The following is a 15,839-nucleotide window of genomic DNA, read 5'->3' as shown; positions in this document are numbered from 1 at the left end:
TATTCGTACCATATTCGTTCTATGGCCAAATCACCCAAGAAGCCCAAGCTTTCCACCGGGAAGGCGTCCAAACCTGATCTGAAGCCCCTGGCCCCTCATCTGGCAGAACTTCTCAACCCGGCGGTGAACCGGGAACGGGAGGCAGCTGAGGGTTTTGCTGAGCGGGCGCAGGAAACCTTCATCCATGGCGACATCACCGATGTCGACCCGGCGCTCGCCAAGAAGCTTGGCCTGAAAGGTCCCGACGATGGGCCGGACGTGGCCGACGAGCTGGGCGACATGTCCTCCGGCTCCGGCGTCTCGGCCACGGTCGATGCGCTCACCAAGCTTCTGACCGAGGGCGATCCACGCTTCAAGAACGGCGTGCTCTGGGTGCCGCACCGCCCGTCCCGCCCCGAGAAGTCGGAAGGCGGCATTCCGTTCAAGATCAAATCCGAGTTCACGCCCTCGGGCGATCAGCCCACCGCGATCCGCGAATTAGTAGATGGCGTGCGCCGTAGCGAGCGCGATCAGGTGCTGCTCGGCGTCACCGGTTCGGGAAAAACCTTCACCATGGCCAAGGTGATCGAGGAGACGCAGCGCCCTGCCCTCATCCTCGCGCCGAACAAGACGCTGGCCGCGCAGCTCTACGGCGAGTTCAAATCGTTCTTTCCGGACAATGCGGTTGAGTATTTCGTCTCGTACTACGACTACTACCAGCCCGAGGCCTATGTGCCGCGCTCGGACACCTTCATCGAGAAGGAAAGCTCGATCAACGAGCAGATCGACCGCATGCGCCACTCGGCGACGCGTGCGCTGCTCGAACGCGACGATGTGATCATCGTCGCCTCCGTGTCATGCATCTACGGTATCGGCTCGGTCGAGACCTATACGGCCATGACCTTCTCCGTGAAGGTCGGCGAGCGCATCGAGCAGCGCCAACTCATCGCGGATCTCGTGGCTCTGCAATACAAGCGCATCCAGAGCGATTTCGCCCGCGGCACGTTCCGCGTGCGCGGCGACGTGATCGAGCTGTTTCCGGCCCACTTGGAGGATCGTGCCTGGCGCATCGGCCTCTTCGGCGACGAGATCGAATCGATCGTCGAGTTCGATCCGCTCACCGGCAAGAAGACCAACGACCTGCAATTCGTGAAGGTCTATGCGAACTCGCACTACGTGACGCCGCGCCCCACATTGCAGCAGGCCGTGAGGGGCATCCAGGACGAGCTGCAGCACCGCCTGCAGGAACTCGCCCGCATGGGTCGCCTTCTCGAAGCGCAGCGCCTGGAGCAGCGCACGCAGTTCGATCTCGAGATGATCGAGGCGACCGGCGTGTGCAACGGCATCGAGAACTATTCGCGCTATCTCACCGGCCGCAAGCCCGGCGAGCCGCCGCCGACCCTGTTCGAGTACCTGCCCGACAACGCGCTTGTCTTCACCGACGAGAGCCATGTGACCGTGCCGCAGATCGGCGGCATGTATCGCGGCGACTTCCGCCGCAAGGCGACGCTTGCCGAATACGGCTTCCGCCTGCCCTCCTGCCTCGACAACCGTCCCTTACGCTTCGAGGAATGGGACGCCATGCGTCCGCTATCGATCCACGTGTCGGCGACGCCGCAGAAATGGGAGATGGAGCAGACCGGCGGCGTGTTCGTGGAACAGGTCATCCGTCCGACAGGTCTCGTCGATCCCATCGTGGAGATCCGCCCCGCACGGTCACAGGTGGACGATCTCGTGCACGAGGTGAAGGAGCTTGCTGCGAACGGCTACCGCACGCTCGTGACCACGCTCACCAAGCGCATGGCGGAAGACCTGACCGAATACATGCACGAGAACGGCATCCGCGTGCGCTACATGCACTCGGACATCGATACGCTGGAGCGCATCGAGATCATCCGCGACCTGCGTCTCGGCGCCTTCGACGTGCTCATCGGCATCAACCTGCTGCGCGAGGGTCTCGACATTCCCGAATGCGCGCTCGTCGCCATTCTCGATGCGGACAAGGAAGGTTTTCTACGCTCCGAGACCTCGCTGGTGCAGACCATCGGCCGTGCAGCGCGTAACGTCGAAGGCAAGGCGATCCTCTACGCCGATAAGATCACCGGCTCGATGGAACGTGCCATCGCGGAGACCAACCGCCGCCGCGAGAAGCAGCTTGCCTACAACGCCGAGCACGGCATCACGCCGCAATCGGTGAAGAAGAACATCGCCGACATTCTGGAAAGCGTCTACGAGCGCGATCACGTCTCGGTCGATACCGGCCTCGCCGACAGGACCGTCGGCCACAACCTCAAGGCCGTCATCGCCGATATGGAAAAGCGCATGCGCGAAGCGGCCGCGAATCTGGAATTCGAGGAGGCCGCACGCCTGCGCGACGAGCTCAAGCGCCTGCAGGCCACCGAGCTTGCAATCAGCGACGATCCGATGGCGCGGCAGGCCGATGTGGAGCGCGACGCCGGGCGCTATGGCGGCTCGCGCAAATACGGACGCAACGCCAACCTGCCGCCGAAGGGCCTGCCGCCTTCAGGCGACGGCGCAAGCGAAGGCGATAAGGATTCCGCGTCTTACGGCCCGACGGGCAAGGGCCGCTCGGACGAGGGCACGCGCATCCGCAAGCCGGGCCTCGACGAGATGGGACCCGGCACGGACCGCGAGGTCCCGCTGAACTACCGCGAACGCCCGGCCGCACGCTCGACGCAAGGATTCGCCGGGCAGAAGCCAAAGTACAAGGGCCGCAAGGGGCGATAAGCCACTCTCGGCTCCATTGTTGAACAGATGACATGCCCGGCCGCGTGCTGGGCATTTTGTTTGGGCGCCATCTCGGACGGAGCATGAGCGGAAGTCGGGGATCGTGTGCAGGATCTGGCGCTCAAGCCTCGCCACTGTCATTCCGGGGCGAGCGTCAGCGAGAGCCCGGAATCCATATCCGCTGACATTGCGGAAAAGAGGCTTAACGCTACTCACCCTTTCTTGAGACGTCGTGTTTATGGATTCCGGGCTCCGCTGCGCGGCCCCGGAATGACAGTGTTTTACTCGTCTCAATGGATCTCCTTCCCTCGCTTCGCTCGTCGGGGATGACACGTGTTCCTGCCCTTACCGCCAGTTCACCGCGAACGCCTCGATCGGATGCGTGAAACCCTTCACGTTTCGGCTCCCGAGATCCACGAAGGAGAAGCGGGGAGCGACAAGACTGGTGACGATCTCCGACACCACGATGGTGTCGGGCTCGGCGCTCTGGCACAGGCGGGCGGCCATCTGCACGGTCGCACCGAACAGGTCGTTGTGGTCGGCCACCGGTTCGCCGGCATCGAGGCCGATGCGCACACGCAGCTTTTCGCGGCTTGCAAGATTGAAGGCCTCGAAGGCCCGCTGGATCGCGCGGGCGGCATCGACGGCGTCGGTGACATCGTCGAAGGAGGCCATGATGCCGTCGCCGGTATGCTTGACCTCGCGCCCATCCTTGTCGTGCAGGGCGCGGCGGACCATAGCATCGTGCGCGCGCACCATCTCGACAGCGCGCACATCGCCGAGGCGCTCGGTCATGGCGGTGGAATCGACGATATCGGTGAACATGATGGCGCGCAGGGCCGGATCGATCGCTCCTCTGGCGGCCGCCCCTGTCGGAGCGGGATCGGAGATGCGGCCGAGAAAGGCTTCGACGGCGGAGAGATCGACCTCGATCACCTCGCAGGCGATGGCCCCATGGGCCTCGTCGTGCACCCGCATGGCGGTCTCGATGTCGGGCGCGTCGACGAGACAGAACGTCGTTCCCCGGGCCTCGTCGAACCAGTAGGTCAGGAACCGCACCCCGTAGCGTCCCTGCACCTCCAGGTCCTTGCGATGCGCCTCGGCGATATCGGCGGCGGTCAGGCCTCTCAGCTCGTGGCGGTCCAGGAAGATTGGCATCGTGGCCTCCTGCGCCCCCGGCGTAATTTACACGGTTTAGCCGGACGCGGCGATGCTTCTTCCGTGCCCGTGCTTTTTCCCCTCCCCTTGTGGGGAGGGGCTGGGGTGATGCAACCGGGTGAGCGCTGGTCGAACGAGGCGGTTCTCCCTCTCCCGTTTGGGAGAGGGGAAAGCGGAGAGTGGCAGCGCCAATCATTCAACCAATCGGTTGACTATCCAAATCGGCACGTCTATATTCAACCACATGGTTGAATTACAGACATCCCGGCTCGACACCGTCTTTCACGCCCTCGGCGATTCCACCCGGCGGCGGATGCTCCGCGATCTCGCGGAGGGCGAACGCACGGTGAGCCAGCTGGCCGAACCCTTCGCGATCTCGCTCGCGGCCGCCTCGAAGCACATCAAGGTGCTGGAACATGCCGGGCTCCTCCGGCGCGACGTCCGCGGCCGCACCCATGTCTGCCGCCTCGACCCTGGACCGTTGGCTACCGCCCACCAGTGGCTCGGCATCTACGAACGCTTCTGGACCGAGCGTCTGGACGTGCTGGAGCGGCTCCTCCGCGAGGAGGACGCCAAAAAGTCCCCGCCCAAGAAGTCCCCAACCACCAAAGGAGACGACGAATGACCGATCTCGCGACCCGGAATGCCTATGGCGTGCTGACCGATCCTGCCACGCTGACGATCCAGCGCCTTCTGCCCGGCCCCATCGAGCGCATCTGGGCTTATCTCACGGAGAGCGACCTGCGCCGCCAATGGCTCGCGGCGGGCGAGATGGAGCTGAAGCTTGGAGCGCCGGTCGAATTCGTCTGGCGCAACGACGAACTCACCAACCCGCCCGGACAGCGCCCGCCCGGCTTCGGCGAGGAGCATAAGATGGAGTCCCGGATCACCGAGCTCGATCCGCCCCACAAGCTCGCCATCACCTGGGGCTCGACCGGCGGCGTCTCCTTCGAGCTGGAACGGAAGGGCTCCGAAGTGCTGCTCACCCTCATCCACCGCCGCGTGCCCGACCGCTCGATCCTGCTCAATGTCAGCGCTGGCTGGCACGCCCACCTCGACATCCTGGCTGCCCGCGTGGCCGGCGAGGTGCCGGAGCCGTTCTGGGATCACTGGGGTCGGTTGAAGAGCGAGTACGATCAGCGGATTCCGAGCTGACGGTTTTTACGAAAAGGCTCTACCCGGTTCGGCCGGGTAGGGCTCCGACTGACATCGGATACTCACGTGCATGTGGTGTTCACCCCATCGTGTCGCCTCATGAAGGGCACGGTGGATTTTACGCCTTTGCAGCTCGGTCCGGCTACCGATGAGCGATAACCATTCGGACTGTGATGGCGTTCACAGACGCAAGGCGAGCGATGCCGCACCGTACGCCCAGGATTAATCCACAGGCGAAGGCGCGCGATGCCGAACCCTACACTTATGGTCGACCTGCAGCATTGGCTTGCCGACCCAGTCGCCGATGCGTTCCCATTCGAGGCGGTCATTGCCGAATTCCGCCGGGTCGGCAAACACTTCGTCGCTGGCGAGTTACTCACGGCCCTTGCCAAGATACGTGCGGCACTGCCTGAGGGCGCAGACGCGCTGCGCCGCTTCCTGAACACCGCGCTCGATAAGTACGACGGGCGCTTCGACAACCCAAGCTATTTGGCGGTTCACGACCTACCGCTGCCGACTGTGACGGAGCAGGCCTCGCTCGAGTTCGATGCCTCCCATGCCGAGTGGCAGCGTGACCGGCTCATTATGCTGCTGGTCGCCGACCTACTGCGCTTCGAGATCGCGGCCCATGACGGAGCGACCGAGTTGCTTCCGCTCCTGCGCCCAGAGAGACGGATCACAATGAAGCGCTGCATTCTGGGCCTGCGAGCTTTGCGCACGGCGATGATGCGCCTGGGCATCGATGCCACCAGCGAGGCCGATGACCCGATCGAGACAGCACGCGCACTGTGCGCCCGTGTCGAGGCCGAGCAGACCGCAGAGGAGCACCGCATGCTCGCCGTGACGCTTCTGACTGTCTACACGATGCACGACGAGAACCTGTTCGTTCGCGTGCTTCAGTGCTACGAGACGACTTTCTCGCTCATCGCCGTCCAGCTGCGTGCGGCGATCGTGAGGGTCAAGGCAGGCGATGCTGGCGGCACAATGAGCGCGGTGCGCGGGGCCGAGTGGGCGATGCGGGAGGCCTCGCCGCTGTTCTCTCTCGTGGCAACGATGCAGCCGGAGGCCTTCATGACCTTCCGCGAGTACACCGATGGCGCGAGCGCGATCCAGTCACGCAGCTACAAGACCCTTGAGAGTCTGTGCCGGCGGCCCGATCCGGAGCGTTTGGCCGGGCCAGGCTACGACGCCGTGCCCGAGGTGCGCGAGCGTGTGCTCGCTGGCGAGCCGACACTGGAGGAGGCGATCGCTGATGCGTCCCTGTCCTCCGACAAACTCACCGATCTTCTCGAGGCGATGAGCGCGTTCGAGGCCGCAATCATAGAGTGGCGCAAGACGCACCATAATCTTGCGATGCGCATGCTTGGTATGCGGCGTGGTACGGGCTACACGGCCGGCGTGCCATACTTGGCGCAAGGTATGAAGATCCCACTGTTCTCGGCCCCTTCAGAGCAGGAGACTGCATCGGAGGCGCATGATCAGCGGCTCGTCCATCAAGACTCAAAGTAGCAAGCTCCCTGGCCTTTAGGGATGCCTGCTTTGACCATGTTAGAAGCCCTCAGGCTGACGTCACTTTGTGCCGGAGTATCGCGCGGTCTAGGTCAGGTCGACATAGAGGACGCGCTTCGACTTCACCGTTCCCACAGAGTGTCCTTCGCGAAATTCGTGGCGCGCGCCCGCAATCAGGCGCATGATCGACAGCGCCATGCCGCGTGCCTGGAAAAAACGCGAGGAGCTCGCCAAGGCGGATATCGACATCGCCGAGGGCGAGAAGCGCGTGGGCGAGCAGGTTGCCCTGATCGAGCGCCTGGCCAACCATGGGCACGACGTCACAGAGGCCATGAAACTGCTTCAGAACTACGAACGGACCCTGGAGGAGTTTCACAGACACCGGCAGATCATCCTGACCGAGATCGCCCGCCAGGAAGGGCCGGAGCCGCAAAACCCGCTGACTTCATAAAGGGTTCCGGACATGACGCGGGCGATTATTTCGCGCGCAGGGCCTCACTGATCACGCTTGGGGACAGTTCGAGGATCCTCCGGATAGATCGGCTGCTCAAGCAGCTTGCGGGATTCATCTAGCACGCGCTCGGTCTCCTCGATCCGCCGCCGGGTCAGCTTGAGCGCCAGCTGCGTCGAGCGGTGGCGAACATGCGTCCTATGTCGGTCCGACTCCAACTTGCTCATGGGCTGCAGCTTAGACCAGCCCGCCCGGATGGGCATTCAGATAGGTTACGGCCTTGGGGCTCTTTTCTCCGGGCCTGCTTGCTCCTCGTTGACCAGCCCACCGATGAAGCGAACTCATACCCGATATGCTGAGAGTCTGCGGCGCGGTCGGGCGTTGAGTTTCATGTCGGCATTCATGGTTCTGGACATCGTGGTCGTGGCGGCGCTCGCCTCGCCGCTGGGAGGCTGATTGCCTCCGGCGCCAGCCGATGACGCTGCTTATGTCGCTCGCGTTCGCCTTCGCCAGCGCGGTGCCGCTCGCGACCATCATTTTCGAGATGGTGCAAGGCCCTTGAGCTGAGCTCGCCGGCCTTGATGATCATCGGCCTCGTCAAGACCGAGAAACACAGCTTCAGCCGCGCTTGACGTAGCCCGTCGTGACCTCGTCCTTATGAGCCGCGAAGGCTGCCAGGACTTCAGTCTTCTCCTGCTTCGGGATCTTGAAGAAATCCAGGGTCCGTCCGAGCTCCGCGGCAACCGCATCGAATTCCGCAGGCGAGATCCGCAGGTCCCGGTGCGCCTCCTCCAGGCCAAGTGGCGTCGAGCCGGGCTTGGTGGCTGTGAACTCGAAGGGTCCGCCCGAAACTTGGCAGACCCACAGCGTCCGCATGAACTTGAGGCCGGGCAGCCTTTCCAGGTTCTTCGTGTGCCATTCCCGCAGCCGCGGGTTCTTGGACTTCTGGCCGACGACGGGGTTCTTCACGAGGGCGTCGCTGAAGTGATCCACCACCGCCGCAATGGCGAAGACGCCGCCGAGCCGCTCGTAGAGGCTTTTCTCGGGCTTCTTCTCGGGTTCGGTTTGACTGGCTTGGGCATAGGCGCTGTCCGCCCCTGTCAACGCCACTGGTGCGGCGGTCACCGCGATCCCCAAGATTGCGCTTCGTCTTGTTAGGTGTGTCGAAAAAAGCTGTTTCATGTGCCGGCTCCTCGGTCATGGGAACCTCTGACCTGCTGACAGTAGCTGGGACGCCTGAGGCGGCATCCTTATTCCGGCCTGTCGTGGATTTTTCTGATCCTGTCCGGCACACCAGACCTGGTTCGACAACGCCCCTATTCGCGACGGTTTCTGAATACAAAAGGGCGGCCCAAGGCCGCCCTCATTGCCTCACGTCATCAGAATGTTCAGAGCCGTCCCATCAGCAGCAGGATGATGAGGATGAGCAGGATCACGCCCAGAAGGCCGCTCGGGCCGTAGCCCCAGCCGCGGCTATAGGGCCAGGCCGGCACGGCGCCGATGAGCAGCAGGATGATGAGAATGAGCAGGATGGTGCTGAGTGCCATGGAAATACTCCCTTCACAAATGCCGCCGCGAGGCGGCGTTCTGCTAGAGCATCGGGCCCAAAAGTGGAATCCACTTTTGGGATTGATCCGATGCTCAATCTAAATCGACCCATCGTTGGGTGCGGAAAACCGGATCCACTTTTCCGCACGATGTGCCAGGAAAACTTGGCCGTAAGGGAAAAAGTTCCCGGCTCTTTTGCCTGTGGATGAGTGACGAAGGGGTAGGCCCAGTGGCGGAACGATCACCTTGGCTTGACGTTACCTCCTCGGCGATTGGGTGCCGCTGTCAGTGCGACCCCCTGCGGGAGGTCGCTCCCTTCGATGGACCAGGACACCCCAATGCAGAAAAAGAATCCAAACCTTATGCCCCACGACGATCCAGAACCCGTTCCCGGCCTCCACAAATCCTCGTCCCCTGTCCTGAGCCGCTCGGTCCAGGCCCAGATCGGCCAGCGGCTGCGCCAGTTCTATGACGCGCTGGCGCTGGGCGAGCAGCCGGTTCCGGACCGCTTCATCGAGATCATCAATCGGCTCGACGGCGTGAAGGGAGAAAAGCAGCAATCATGAGTATCGATACCGACTTGCGCGACTCCATGCTCAAGGCGACGCCGAACCTGCGCGCCTTCGCCATTTCGCTCACGAACAACGTGGACCGCGCCGACGACCTCGTGCAGGAGACGCTGATGCGGGCGATCGCCAATATCGACCGCTTCCAGCCCGGCACGAACATGCAGGCCTGGCTCTTCACCATCCTGCGCAACCTGTTCCATTCCGAATACCGCAAGCGCCGCCGCGAGGTGGAGGATGCGGACGGCAAATACGCGGCCGCCCTCTCGGTGCAGCCGGACCAGATGCCCCATCTCGATTTCGAGGATCTGCAGCGCGCGCTCGCCCTCCTGCCCCACGACCAGCGCGAGGCGCTGTTGCTGGTGGGCGCCTCGGGCTTCTCCTACGAGCAGGCGGCGGAGATCTGCGGCTGCGCGGTCGGCACCATCAAGAGCCGCGTCAACCGCGCCCGCAACCGGCTGGCCGAGCTGATGCACTTCACCGACATGGAGGAGGATCTCGGCCCGGACCGCGTCACTCTCTCGGTGATGCACGCGGTCGCCTGACGGCAAGCTGCCGTCTCAATCTTAGAAAAAACAATCGGCGCGTCCAGATCGGGTGCGCCGATAATTCCATGCAAGCATCGAATCCATCCCAAAAGTGGGGGCCACTTTTGGGTTCGATGCTCTTAGCGACGCCGGAACTGCTGGTTGCCGCGCTGCGGCGGACGCGGACCGGAAGAGGCACCCGAATCCTTGTGACGGAAGATCAGCCGGCCCTTCTCCAGATCATAGGGCGACATCTCGACGGTCACGCGGTCGCCGGCGAGCGTCTTGATGCGGTTCTTCTTCATCTTGCCGGCCGTGTAAGCGATGACCTCGTGCCCGTTGTCGAGCTGCACGCGGTAGCGCGCGTCCGGCAGAATTTCGGTCACAAGTCCTTCAAAGGTGATCAGTTCTTCCTTTGCCATGCAAAGCCTTCCTCATAACAAAAAAGCCGCCCCTGAACCGGAACGGCCATATGCAAGAGGACGTGCGAGCACGTCCTCCGGCATCAAACCTTACGCGTTCTGCAGGTTCACTGCAGACTGGCGGCCGGTGCGCTGGTCGGTCTGAAGCTCGTAAGAGATCTTCTGGCCTTCGCGCAAGCCGCGCATGCCGGCGCGCTCGAGAGCGGTCGCATGAACGAACACATCCTTGCCGCCGTTGTCGGGCTGGATGAAACCATAGCCCTTGGTTTCATTGTACCACTTCACGGTTCCCTGTTCCATGGGAAATCCTTTTCACTGTCGATTGCACGTGGATGAGGGCCCAAGGGCCAGCCACCCGTTAGTCGATAGATGGTAGAGAGAAGGAACGTGCGCCCGGCAGTGCCAAAGCGGGAAGCCCAGTCGTCCGGCCAAATGTCGATGGACCGTACCTAAGGCACAGATGGGGCAATTACAAGGCAAAGCCCTTTCGGAAAACAACGGGAAATGCGTTGAAAATTCATGGATTTCGGACAGCCCGGATGACCTAAAGGGCCGCCTCCCCGACCGGGGTGAATTGAATTTCGTCACGCCCAGCCTTGACAAGGCCCCGCTCGCCTACGCCCAGGAACACTCGCCCGAGCCTTCACGTTGGTTGCGCGACGCCACTCTCGGGTGGCCCCCAATCCACGACAATGAGGAGCGCTCCCATGGCCAATGAACGCCGCTACGGCAATCAGGATTTCGACTGGCGCGACCGCGAGGACGACGGCTACATCGCCCGCCGCGGCTTCGGCAATCGCAGCGCGGGATACGACCGGAACGCCGGTTACGACCGCGGATACCGCTCGGGCGAGGATGAAGGCTGGCGCCTGGAGCGGGATGTCCGCGAGCGCGATTACGGGGATTCGGCCGGCTACGGCACCGGTGGATCGGCCCTCGACTGGTACGATGTGGTCGGCGACGAGGATGGCTACGAGAGGCCCTTCTTCGGAACCCGGCGCGACCAGGACCGCTACGGCTGGGATCGCTATGGGCGCGACCGCCACGGATCGGACAGCTTCGGCCGCGGCTCGCGCGACTACAACGAGGAGCGCGGCTTCCTCGAGCGGGCCGGCGACGAGGTCCGGTCCTGGTTCGGAGACGAGGACGCGGAACGCCGCCGCGAGCGGGATATGCGTGAAGCCGGCCGGCATCGCGGCCGCGGACCGAAGGGCTATCAGCGCTCCGATGCCCGCATCCTGGAGGACGTGAACGACCGCCTCACGGAAGATCCGCACATCGACGCCTCCGAGATCGAGGTCACGGTGGCGGGCCGCGAGATCACCCTCACCGGCACCGTGAGCAGCCGCTTCGAGAAGCGCCATGCGGAAGACCTCGCCGATTCCGTCTCCGGCGTCACTCATGTGCAGAACAATCTGCGCATTCAGCAACCGGCGGATGCCGGCATTGCCGGCACCATGATGTCCGGTGCAGGCGCGGCGGGCGCTGGCAGTGTCGGCATGCCAGAGACCACCGGCACTGGCACGGTCGCATCGACACGCCGGACCAGGGGGCCCTCGGGCAGCGGGATCTGACTGCCCATACTCGGTTTACCAGGATGCGCTTCTTCCCTTGGGGGCGAGGCGCATCTGTCGTACCAAGGCCTTTGCCTTTCCCTTGACGTAAGCCATCCCCATATGGGGAACGGGAAAGACGAGGACACTCATGGCAGGTATTTCCGTCACGCTCGAAGGCGACAACATCCAGCTGGCATTCCAGAAAGGCGAGCAATCGACCGCCGTGGTCATGGACCCCCATGCCGCCCGTTCTCTGGTACGGGCCGTGAGCCAGCTGCTCACTGCCATCGGCGAGAGCGCCGAGGAAGGTGACGACATGCCGGAGGAAATGGTCGACGTGACCTCCCAGACCATCGATATCGGCATGGACGAGCACGGCATGGCCGTGGTGGCCCTCCAGGCCGGCATGATGCCGCCTTTTCTGCTGCGTCTAAAGGATGATGAAGCCCGTCACATCGCCCAGAGTCTGCTCGAAATCCTCAACAGCCCGCGGGATGTCAGGGTCTCCCACGGTGATCACTGAGTTTAACCAAGCTCTTTCGCCGCAAGCATAAGGGGATTGATCAGAACATCTCCACCTGACAATGTAATAATATAATTGTACCCACCTGACGCCTGAGCGCGTCTATGGGCAGTTAGGACATTGTCATGGCGGATTGGTCATCGGGCTACGTTGTCGACGTCGAGTACACTTACGGCTTCTATCAGGAGCTGACGCCGAGCCTGCTCGGCTTCCTGGCCCTGCTGCAGGGTGTTCAATCGCCCGATCTCGCCTCCCCCTCCCTCACTTATTGCGAACTCGGCTGCGGCCAGGGCTTTTCCACCAATCTGCTCGCCTCCGCCAATCCGCACATCCAGTTTCACGCCACCGACTTCAATCCTGCTCACATCGCCGGTGCTCGGACGCTCTCGCAATCGGCGCGGCTCGGAAACGTTCATTTCTACGACGACAGCTTCGCCGAGTTCCTGACCCGCAATGATCTGCCCGATTTCGACTTCATCACCCTTCACGGGATCTATAGCTGGATCTCGCCCGAGAACCGGCGGACGATTGTCGAGTTCATCCGCAGGAAGCTGAAGCCCGGCGGCATAGCCTACATCTCCTACAATTGCATGCCAGGCTGGGCCTCCACAATGCCGCTCCGGCGCCTCCTCGTGGAACATACGGTTGCCAAAGGCTCACAGCTTTCGCCCCGATCGCGTGCCTCGACCTTCCTGGATTTCGCCGAAACATTCAACAAGCTGGACATGCGCTTCCTGGCCAACAACCCCAAATTGGCGAAGCGACTGGAAAGGCTCAGGAGCCAAAATCCGAACTACATCGTCCACGAATATTTCAACACGGAATCCAATCCGTTCTATTTCATGGACCTCGCCAAGGAGCTCAGTGAAGCAAAACTCACCTGGGTCGGCCCGGCGAACGCGCTTGAGAACCTCGATGAACTTCATCTCACGAAGGAACAGCGCGAGTTTCTCGCTGGCGTTGATAACGTCGCCCTGCGTCAGATGACGCGCGATCACATGGTAGACCAGCAGTTCCGGCGAGACATTTTCATCAAGGGGCCGGTTCGGCTTGCAGCTCATCAAATTCGTGACAAGTGGCTCGACACGCGCTTTGCTCTGTCCGCCACGGGCGCGAAGATCCCTCGCGAGGTGCAAGGCATGCACCATACAGTGAAACTGCAAAGTGCCATCTACGATCCGCTGATCGGCGCACTGGACCAAGGCTCCAAGACTTTGCGCGAGATCGTGAACGAGCCGGCCTTTAGTGGGATCGGCTTCGACCGCGTGGTTCAGGCCATCACCTTCCTGGCGGCTCTGGGCAAATGTCATCCCTGCCTGCCGGATCGAGGTTTTTCAGAAAGGAAACTCCAGACAGACCACTTCAACAGGGCCGTCGCGGCCGAGGCGCGTATCGAGCGCAAATACGGCTATTTCGCCTCGCCGGTCACAGGCGGAGGCATCGCGTCGGACCGCATGGCTCAATTGATATGGCTCGCCCTGTACGAGAAGGAAGCGGACATTGTCCGCTTCGTCGACAAGGCCCTGGCGGAAGCCGGGCAACGCTTGCTCAAGGACGGCAAGCCGTTGAAGGGAGAAGACCATACCCTAGAACTGCAAAAACGCGTCGCCGAATTCGAGCAGGACCTGCTCGGCGTCTGGGCCAATCTCGGCCTTGGAGCACCAGTCGCCGGCAAGGCTGCCGAGCTGAGGCGGATCCGAGCCTGAAACGCCTCATTCCGGCATTAAGCTCGGCCGGCAAGGAACTTCATTACGGCCATTCTGTTGTCGAACGCGGGGCATTCTCGGCCGCGCTTGGACAAGGCCATGGCAGTTCACGATCCAGAGCTCGTTTCCGGTGCCCACCCGGGTGTCCCCGTCATGGACGCGAAGGCGGAACCGACCCTCAAATATCCGGAATCCGAAGCGTTCTATGCCGAGGCGCTCCGGGAGCTGAACCATCTCGGGCTGCCCTTTCTGCTGGCAGGCACCTATGCGCTGTCCGCCTATACGGGCATCACGCGGCCGACCAAGGATCTCGACATCTTCTGCAAGGCCGGTGACTACACCCGGGTCCTGTCGCATTTCAAAAGCATCGGCTACTCCGTCGAGATCGAGGACGATCGCTGGCTCGGCAAGGTTTTCAAGGGCCAGTACTTCTTCGACGTGATCTTCGCCTCATCGAACGGCACCATGCCGATCGGCGACCAATGGTTCGAGCGGGCACGCCAGATCGAGGTCTTCGGCTCTCCCGTGCGCATCGTCGGACCGACCGAGCTCGTCTGGTCGAAATGCTTCATTCAGCTGCGCCATCGTTATGACGGCGCGGACGTGGCACACACGATCCTGAAGGCGCATGACCAAATCGACTGGCATGCGTTGCTGGCCTACATGGAAGTGCACTGGGAGGTGATGCTCATGCACCTGCTCAACTTCCGCTGGATCTATCCGTCCGAGCGCGACAAGATTCCACGCTGGGTGATGGACGAACTTCTCGACAGGCTCTCAAAACAGCTCGATCTTCCGCCGCCGCAGATGAAGGTCTGCCGCGGGCGGATGTTCTCCCGCATCGATTATGAAATCGATGTCAAGCAATGGGGCTTCGCCGATGTCGGCGGCGAAGGTGAATGGCGGAATGAGTGACGAACCACAGCAGCTGATGAAGGTCGCCGCCATGGGTGATCTTCATGTTCGCGAGGACAACTGGGTTTCCTATCGCGATCTGTTCGGAGAAATCTCCAAAGAGGCCGATGTTCTGGTTCTGGCTGGAGATCTGACGGATCTCGGGAGACCCAAGGAAGCCGAACTCCTGGCGCAGGACATCAAATCCTGCCCGATCCCTATTGTCGGTGTTCTCGGCAACCACGATTACGAATGTGGTGCACATGAAGAGGTGACACATATCCTGCGCGATGCCGGCATGCGAGTCCTCGACGGACAATCGGTCGAGATCGACGGTGTCGGCTTCGTCGGCGTGAAAGGCTTCGCCGGCGGCTTCGGGCGCCGCATGCTCGGCTCCTTCGGTGAACCGGCGATCAAACAGTTCGTCGGCGAGACCATGAATGAGACACTGCGGCTCGAGAACGCCATGCGGCAGGTTCGCGCCAAGCGCTCCATGGTCATTCTCCATTACGCGCCGATCACAGAAACAATCGAGAGCGAGCCGCTGGAAATCTATCCCTTCCTGGGCTCGTCGCGACTGGCTGAAACCATCGATCGGTTCAAGGTGAACGCCATCGTGCACGGCCATGCGCATCGCGGCCGTTTCGAGGGCCGCACGCCCGGCGGACAGCCGGTCTACAATGTCGCCAAGCATATCGAGAAGCCAACGGGCAAACCCTACGCCATCATCGAGATATGAGCCGGAATGCGCGCTGCCGGCCCACGATATGCATCACTTCAATATCGCGTGCCGGGATCGGTGGGGTTGCCCGGCAGGTAATCTGGCTCCGAGCCGGGCCCTTTCGGGTCGGAGATCCCTGGATCGTTGACGGGATAGGGCGTGCGAGGTCCCGTCGGGCCGATATCCGGCTCTTCATCCGGAATTGTTCCCGGCGGCACCTCGCTTGGGATATTGCCGCCCGGCGTCGGCTCGTTCGTCGGCGTTCCTGGATTGACCATCGTTTTGTCCTCGCTTGGAAATCCGTGACTGGGTCAACAGACCCATGCCATCAGGGTTCCGATGGGCGCCGTAATCGGAACCCCTCCCCACCCCATCC

At 62.3% G+C, this 15,839-nt stretch carries 19 protein-coding genes; 12 read left to right on the top strand and 7 right to left on the bottom strand.

Translation table 11 applies throughout. The features are described from left to right. The first annotated feature begins 21 nt into the window (after positions 1–21). The gene (gene uvrB / locus JO965_RS06870; RefSeq protein WP_203442944.1) at positions 22–2,727 is read left to right on the top strand and encodes an excinuclease ABC subunit UvrB; all 2,706 of its coding nucleotides are present in this window, start codon (positions 22–24) and stop codon (positions 2,725–2,727) included. Positions 2,728–3,072: 345 nt separating this feature from the next. Here the strand turns inward: uvrB and JO965_RS06865 are convergent, their stop codons facing one another. Beyond that, positions 3,073–3,885, bottom strand: coding sequence for a nickel-binding protein (locus JO965_RS06865; protein WP_203442943.1), 813 nt, complete (start codon positions 3,883–3,885; stop codon positions 3,073–3,075). A gap of 244 nt (positions 3,886–4,129) precedes the next feature. Here JO965_RS06865 and JO965_RS06860 point away from each other — a divergent pair, with 244 nt between their 5' ends. The 4 genes from JO965_RS06860 (at position 4,130) to JO965_RS06845 (ending at position 7,000) form a co-directional block, all read left to right on the top strand. Beyond that, entirely contained in the window at positions 4,130–4,510 is a 381-nt protein-coding gene (locus JO965_RS06860; protein ID WP_203442942.1) for a helix-turn-helix transcriptional regulator, read from the top strand. Next, complete coding sequence (locus JO965_RS06855; RefSeq protein ID WP_203442941.1) at positions 4,507–5,040, top strand: SRPBCC family protein; 534 nt, start codon at positions 4,507–4,509, stop codon at positions 5,038–5,040. The genes JO965_RS06860 and JO965_RS06855 overlap by 4 nt, the downstream gene beginning before the upstream one ends. Positions 5,041–5,286: 246 nt before the next feature. After that, on the top strand, positions 5,287–6,549 hold the full coding sequence (locus JO965_RS06850; protein ID WP_203442940.1) for a hypothetical protein: 1,263 nt from the start codon (positions 5,287–5,289) through the stop codon (positions 6,547–6,549). Between the two features lie 196 nt (positions 6,550–6,745). After that, positions 6,746–7,000 (top strand): hypothetical protein, encoded by a 255-nt coding sequence (locus tag JO965_RS06845; protein ID WP_203442939.1) that lies wholly within the window; start codon positions 6,746–6,748, stop codon positions 6,998–7,000. Positions 7,001–7,044: 44 nt separating this feature from the next. On the opposite strand, the gene JO965_RS06840 is transcribed toward JO965_RS06845, so the two are convergent. The 3 genes from JO965_RS06840 to JO965_RS06830 form a co-directional block, all read right to left on the bottom strand. Beyond that, complete coding sequence (locus tag JO965_RS06840) at positions 7,045–7,227, bottom strand: hypothetical protein (protein ID WP_203442938.1); 183 nt, start codon at positions 7,225–7,227, stop codon at positions 7,045–7,047. Between the two features lie 391 nt (positions 7,228–7,618). Next, positions 7,619–8,182 (bottom strand): group 1 truncated hemoglobin, encoded by a 564-nt coding sequence (locus JO965_RS06835; RefSeq protein ID WP_203442937.1) that lies wholly within the window; start codon positions 8,180–8,182, stop codon positions 7,619–7,621. 206 nt (positions 8,183–8,388) lie between these two features. Beyond that, positions 8,389–8,547: a DUF3309 family protein gene (locus JO965_RS06830; protein WP_203442936.1), complete on the bottom strand. Its 159-nt coding sequence runs from the start codon at positions 8,545–8,547 to the stop codon at positions 8,389–8,391. A gap of 339 nt (positions 8,548–8,886) precedes the next feature. On the opposite strand from JO965_RS06830, the gene JO965_RS06825 reads away from it, so the two are divergent. Both JO965_RS06825 and JO965_RS06820 read left to right on the top strand, forming a co-directional pair. Then, positions 8,887–9,114, top strand: coding sequence for a NepR family anti-sigma factor (locus tag JO965_RS06825; protein WP_246776768.1), 228 nt, complete (start codon positions 8,887–8,889; stop codon positions 9,112–9,114). After that, positions 9,111–9,659 carry a sigma-70 family RNA polymerase sigma factor gene (locus tag JO965_RS06820; RefSeq protein WP_203442935.1) on the top strand — a complete coding sequence of 183 codons (549 nt, stop codon included), beginning with the start codon at positions 9,111–9,113 and terminating at the stop codon, positions 9,657–9,659. The genes JO965_RS06825 and JO965_RS06820 overlap by 4 nt, the downstream gene beginning before the upstream one ends. 122 nt (positions 9,660–9,781) lie before the next feature. Here the strand turns inward: JO965_RS06820 and infA are convergent, their stop codons facing one another. Continuing rightward, positions 9,782–10,063, bottom strand: coding sequence for a translation initiation factor IF-1 (infA, locus tag JO965_RS06815; protein WP_009494617.1), 282 nt, complete (start codon positions 10,061–10,063; stop codon positions 9,782–9,784). Positions 10,064–10,153: 90 nt separating this feature from the next. Then, entirely contained in the window at positions 10,154–10,363 is a 210-nt protein-coding gene (locus tag JO965_RS06810) for a cold-shock protein (RefSeq protein WP_009494616.1), read from the bottom strand. A gap of 407 nt (positions 10,364–10,770) precedes the next feature. On the opposite strand from JO965_RS06810, the gene JO965_RS06805 reads away from it, so the two are divergent. From JO965_RS06805 to JO965_RS06785, 5 genes are all read left to right on the top strand, one after another. Further along, positions 10,771–11,637, top strand: a complete 867-nt coding sequence (locus JO965_RS06805) for a BON domain-containing protein (RefSeq protein WP_203442934.1) — start codon at positions 10,771–10,773, stop codon at positions 11,635–11,637. 130 nt (positions 11,638–11,767) lie between these two features. Beyond that, on the top strand, positions 11,768–12,142 hold the full coding sequence (locus JO965_RS06800; RefSeq protein WP_203442933.1) for a hypothetical protein: 375 nt from the start codon (positions 11,768–11,770) through the stop codon (positions 12,140–12,142). A gap of 125 nt (positions 12,143–12,267) precedes the next feature. Continuing rightward, positions 12,268–13,848 carry a class I SAM-dependent methyltransferase gene (locus JO965_RS06795; protein ID WP_203442932.1) on the top strand — a complete coding sequence of 527 codons (1,581 nt, stop codon included), beginning with the start codon at positions 12,268–12,270 and terminating at the stop codon, positions 13,846–13,848. A gap of 99 nt (positions 13,849–13,947) precedes the next feature. Beyond that, positions 13,948–14,763: a nucleotidyltransferase family protein gene (locus JO965_RS06790; RefSeq protein WP_246776767.1), complete on the top strand. Its 816-nt coding sequence runs from the start codon at positions 13,948–13,950 to the stop codon at positions 14,761–14,763. Next, the gene (locus JO965_RS06785; protein ID WP_203442931.1) at positions 14,756–15,481 is read left to right on the top strand and encodes a metallophosphoesterase; all 726 of its coding nucleotides are present in this window, start codon (positions 14,756–14,758) and stop codon (positions 15,479–15,481) included. The genes JO965_RS06790 and JO965_RS06785 overlap by 8 nt, the downstream gene beginning before the upstream one ends. A gap of 38 nt (positions 15,482–15,519) precedes the next feature. On the opposite strand, the gene JO965_RS06780 is transcribed toward JO965_RS06785, so the two are convergent. Further along, positions 15,520–15,741, bottom strand: coding sequence for a hypothetical protein (locus tag JO965_RS06780; protein WP_203442930.1), 222 nt, complete (start codon positions 15,739–15,741; stop codon positions 15,520–15,522). Between the last annotated feature and the right edge of the window lie 98 nt (positions 15,742–15,839).

Origin of the sequence: Microvirga sp. VF16 (assembly GCF_016864375.1) — a bacterium.
Classification (GTDB): domain Bacteria; phylum Pseudomonadota; class Alphaproteobacteria; order Rhizobiales; family Beijerinckiaceae; genus Microvirga.
Note: the sequence above shows the minus strand (reverse complement) of the source record. Positions and strands in the feature narration are given on the sequence as shown.

Excerpts from the sequence above, each read along its gene's own strand:
- JO965_RS06835 (WP_203442937.1), bottom strand. The coding sequence starts at position 8,182 with ATGAAACAGCTTTTTTCGACACACCTAACAAGACGAAGCGCAATCTTG.
- JO965_RS06860 (WP_203442942.1), top strand. The coding sequence starts at position 4,130 with ATGGTTGAATTACAGACATCCCGGCTCGACACCGTCTTTCACGCCCTC.
- JO965_RS06850 (WP_203442940.1), top strand. The coding sequence starts at position 5,287 with ATGCCGAACCCTACACTTATGGTCGACCTGCAGCATTGGCTTGCCGAC.
- JO965_RS06845 (WP_203442939.1), top strand. The coding sequence starts at position 6,746 with ATGCCGCGTGCCTGGAAAAAACGCGAGGAGCTCGCCAAGGCGGATATC.
- JO965_RS06855 (WP_203442941.1), top strand. The coding sequence starts at position 4,507 with ATGACCGATCTCGCGACCCGGAATGCCTATGGCGTGCTGACCGATCCT.
- infA (WP_009494617.1), bottom strand. The coding sequence starts at position 10,063 with ATGGCAAAGGAAGAACTGATCACCTTTGAAGGACTTGTGACCGAAATT.
- JO965_RS06790 (WP_246776767.1), top strand. The coding sequence starts at position 13,948 with ATGGCAGTTCACGATCCAGAGCTCGTTTCCGGTGCCCACCCGGGTGTC.
- JO965_RS06795 (WP_203442932.1), top strand. The coding sequence starts at position 12,268 with ATGGCGGATTGGTCATCGGGCTACGTTGTCGACGTCGAGTACACTTAC.
- JO965_RS06820 (WP_203442935.1), top strand. The coding sequence starts at position 9,111 with ATGAGTATCGATACCGACTTGCGCGACTCCATGCTCAAGGCGACGCCG.
- JO965_RS06825 (WP_246776768.1), top strand. The coding sequence starts at position 8,887 with ATGCAGAAAAAGAATCCAAACCTTATGCCCCACGACGATCCAGAACCC.
- uvrB (WP_203442944.1), top strand. The coding sequence starts at position 22 with ATGGCCAAATCACCCAAGAAGCCCAAGCTTTCCACCGGGAAGGCGTCC.
- JO965_RS06780 (WP_203442930.1), bottom strand. The coding sequence starts at position 15,741 with ATGGTCAATCCAGGAACGCCGACGAACGAGCCGACGCCGGGCGGCAAT.
- JO965_RS06810 (WP_009494616.1), bottom strand. The coding sequence starts at position 10,363 with ATGGAACAGGGAACCGTGAAGTGGTACAATGAAACCAAGGGCTATGGT.
- JO965_RS06865 (WP_203442943.1), bottom strand. The coding sequence starts at position 3,885 with ATGCCAATCTTCCTGGACCGCCACGAGCTGAGAGGCCTGACCGCCGCC.
- JO965_RS06800 (WP_203442933.1), top strand. The coding sequence starts at position 11,768 with ATGGCAGGTATTTCCGTCACGCTCGAAGGCGACAACATCCAGCTGGCA.
- JO965_RS06830 (WP_203442936.1), bottom strand. The coding sequence starts at position 8,547 with ATGGCACTCAGCACCATCCTGCTCATTCTCATCATCCTGCTGCTCATC.
- JO965_RS06805 (WP_203442934.1), top strand. The coding sequence starts at position 10,771 with ATGGCCAATGAACGCCGCTACGGCAATCAGGATTTCGACTGGCGCGAC.
- JO965_RS06840 (WP_203442938.1), bottom strand. The coding sequence starts at position 7,227 with ATGAGCAAGTTGGAGTCGGACCGACATAGGACGCATGTTCGCCACCGC.
- JO965_RS06785 (WP_203442931.1), top strand. The coding sequence starts at position 14,756 with ATGAGTGACGAACCACAGCAGCTGATGAAGGTCGCCGCCATGGGTGAT.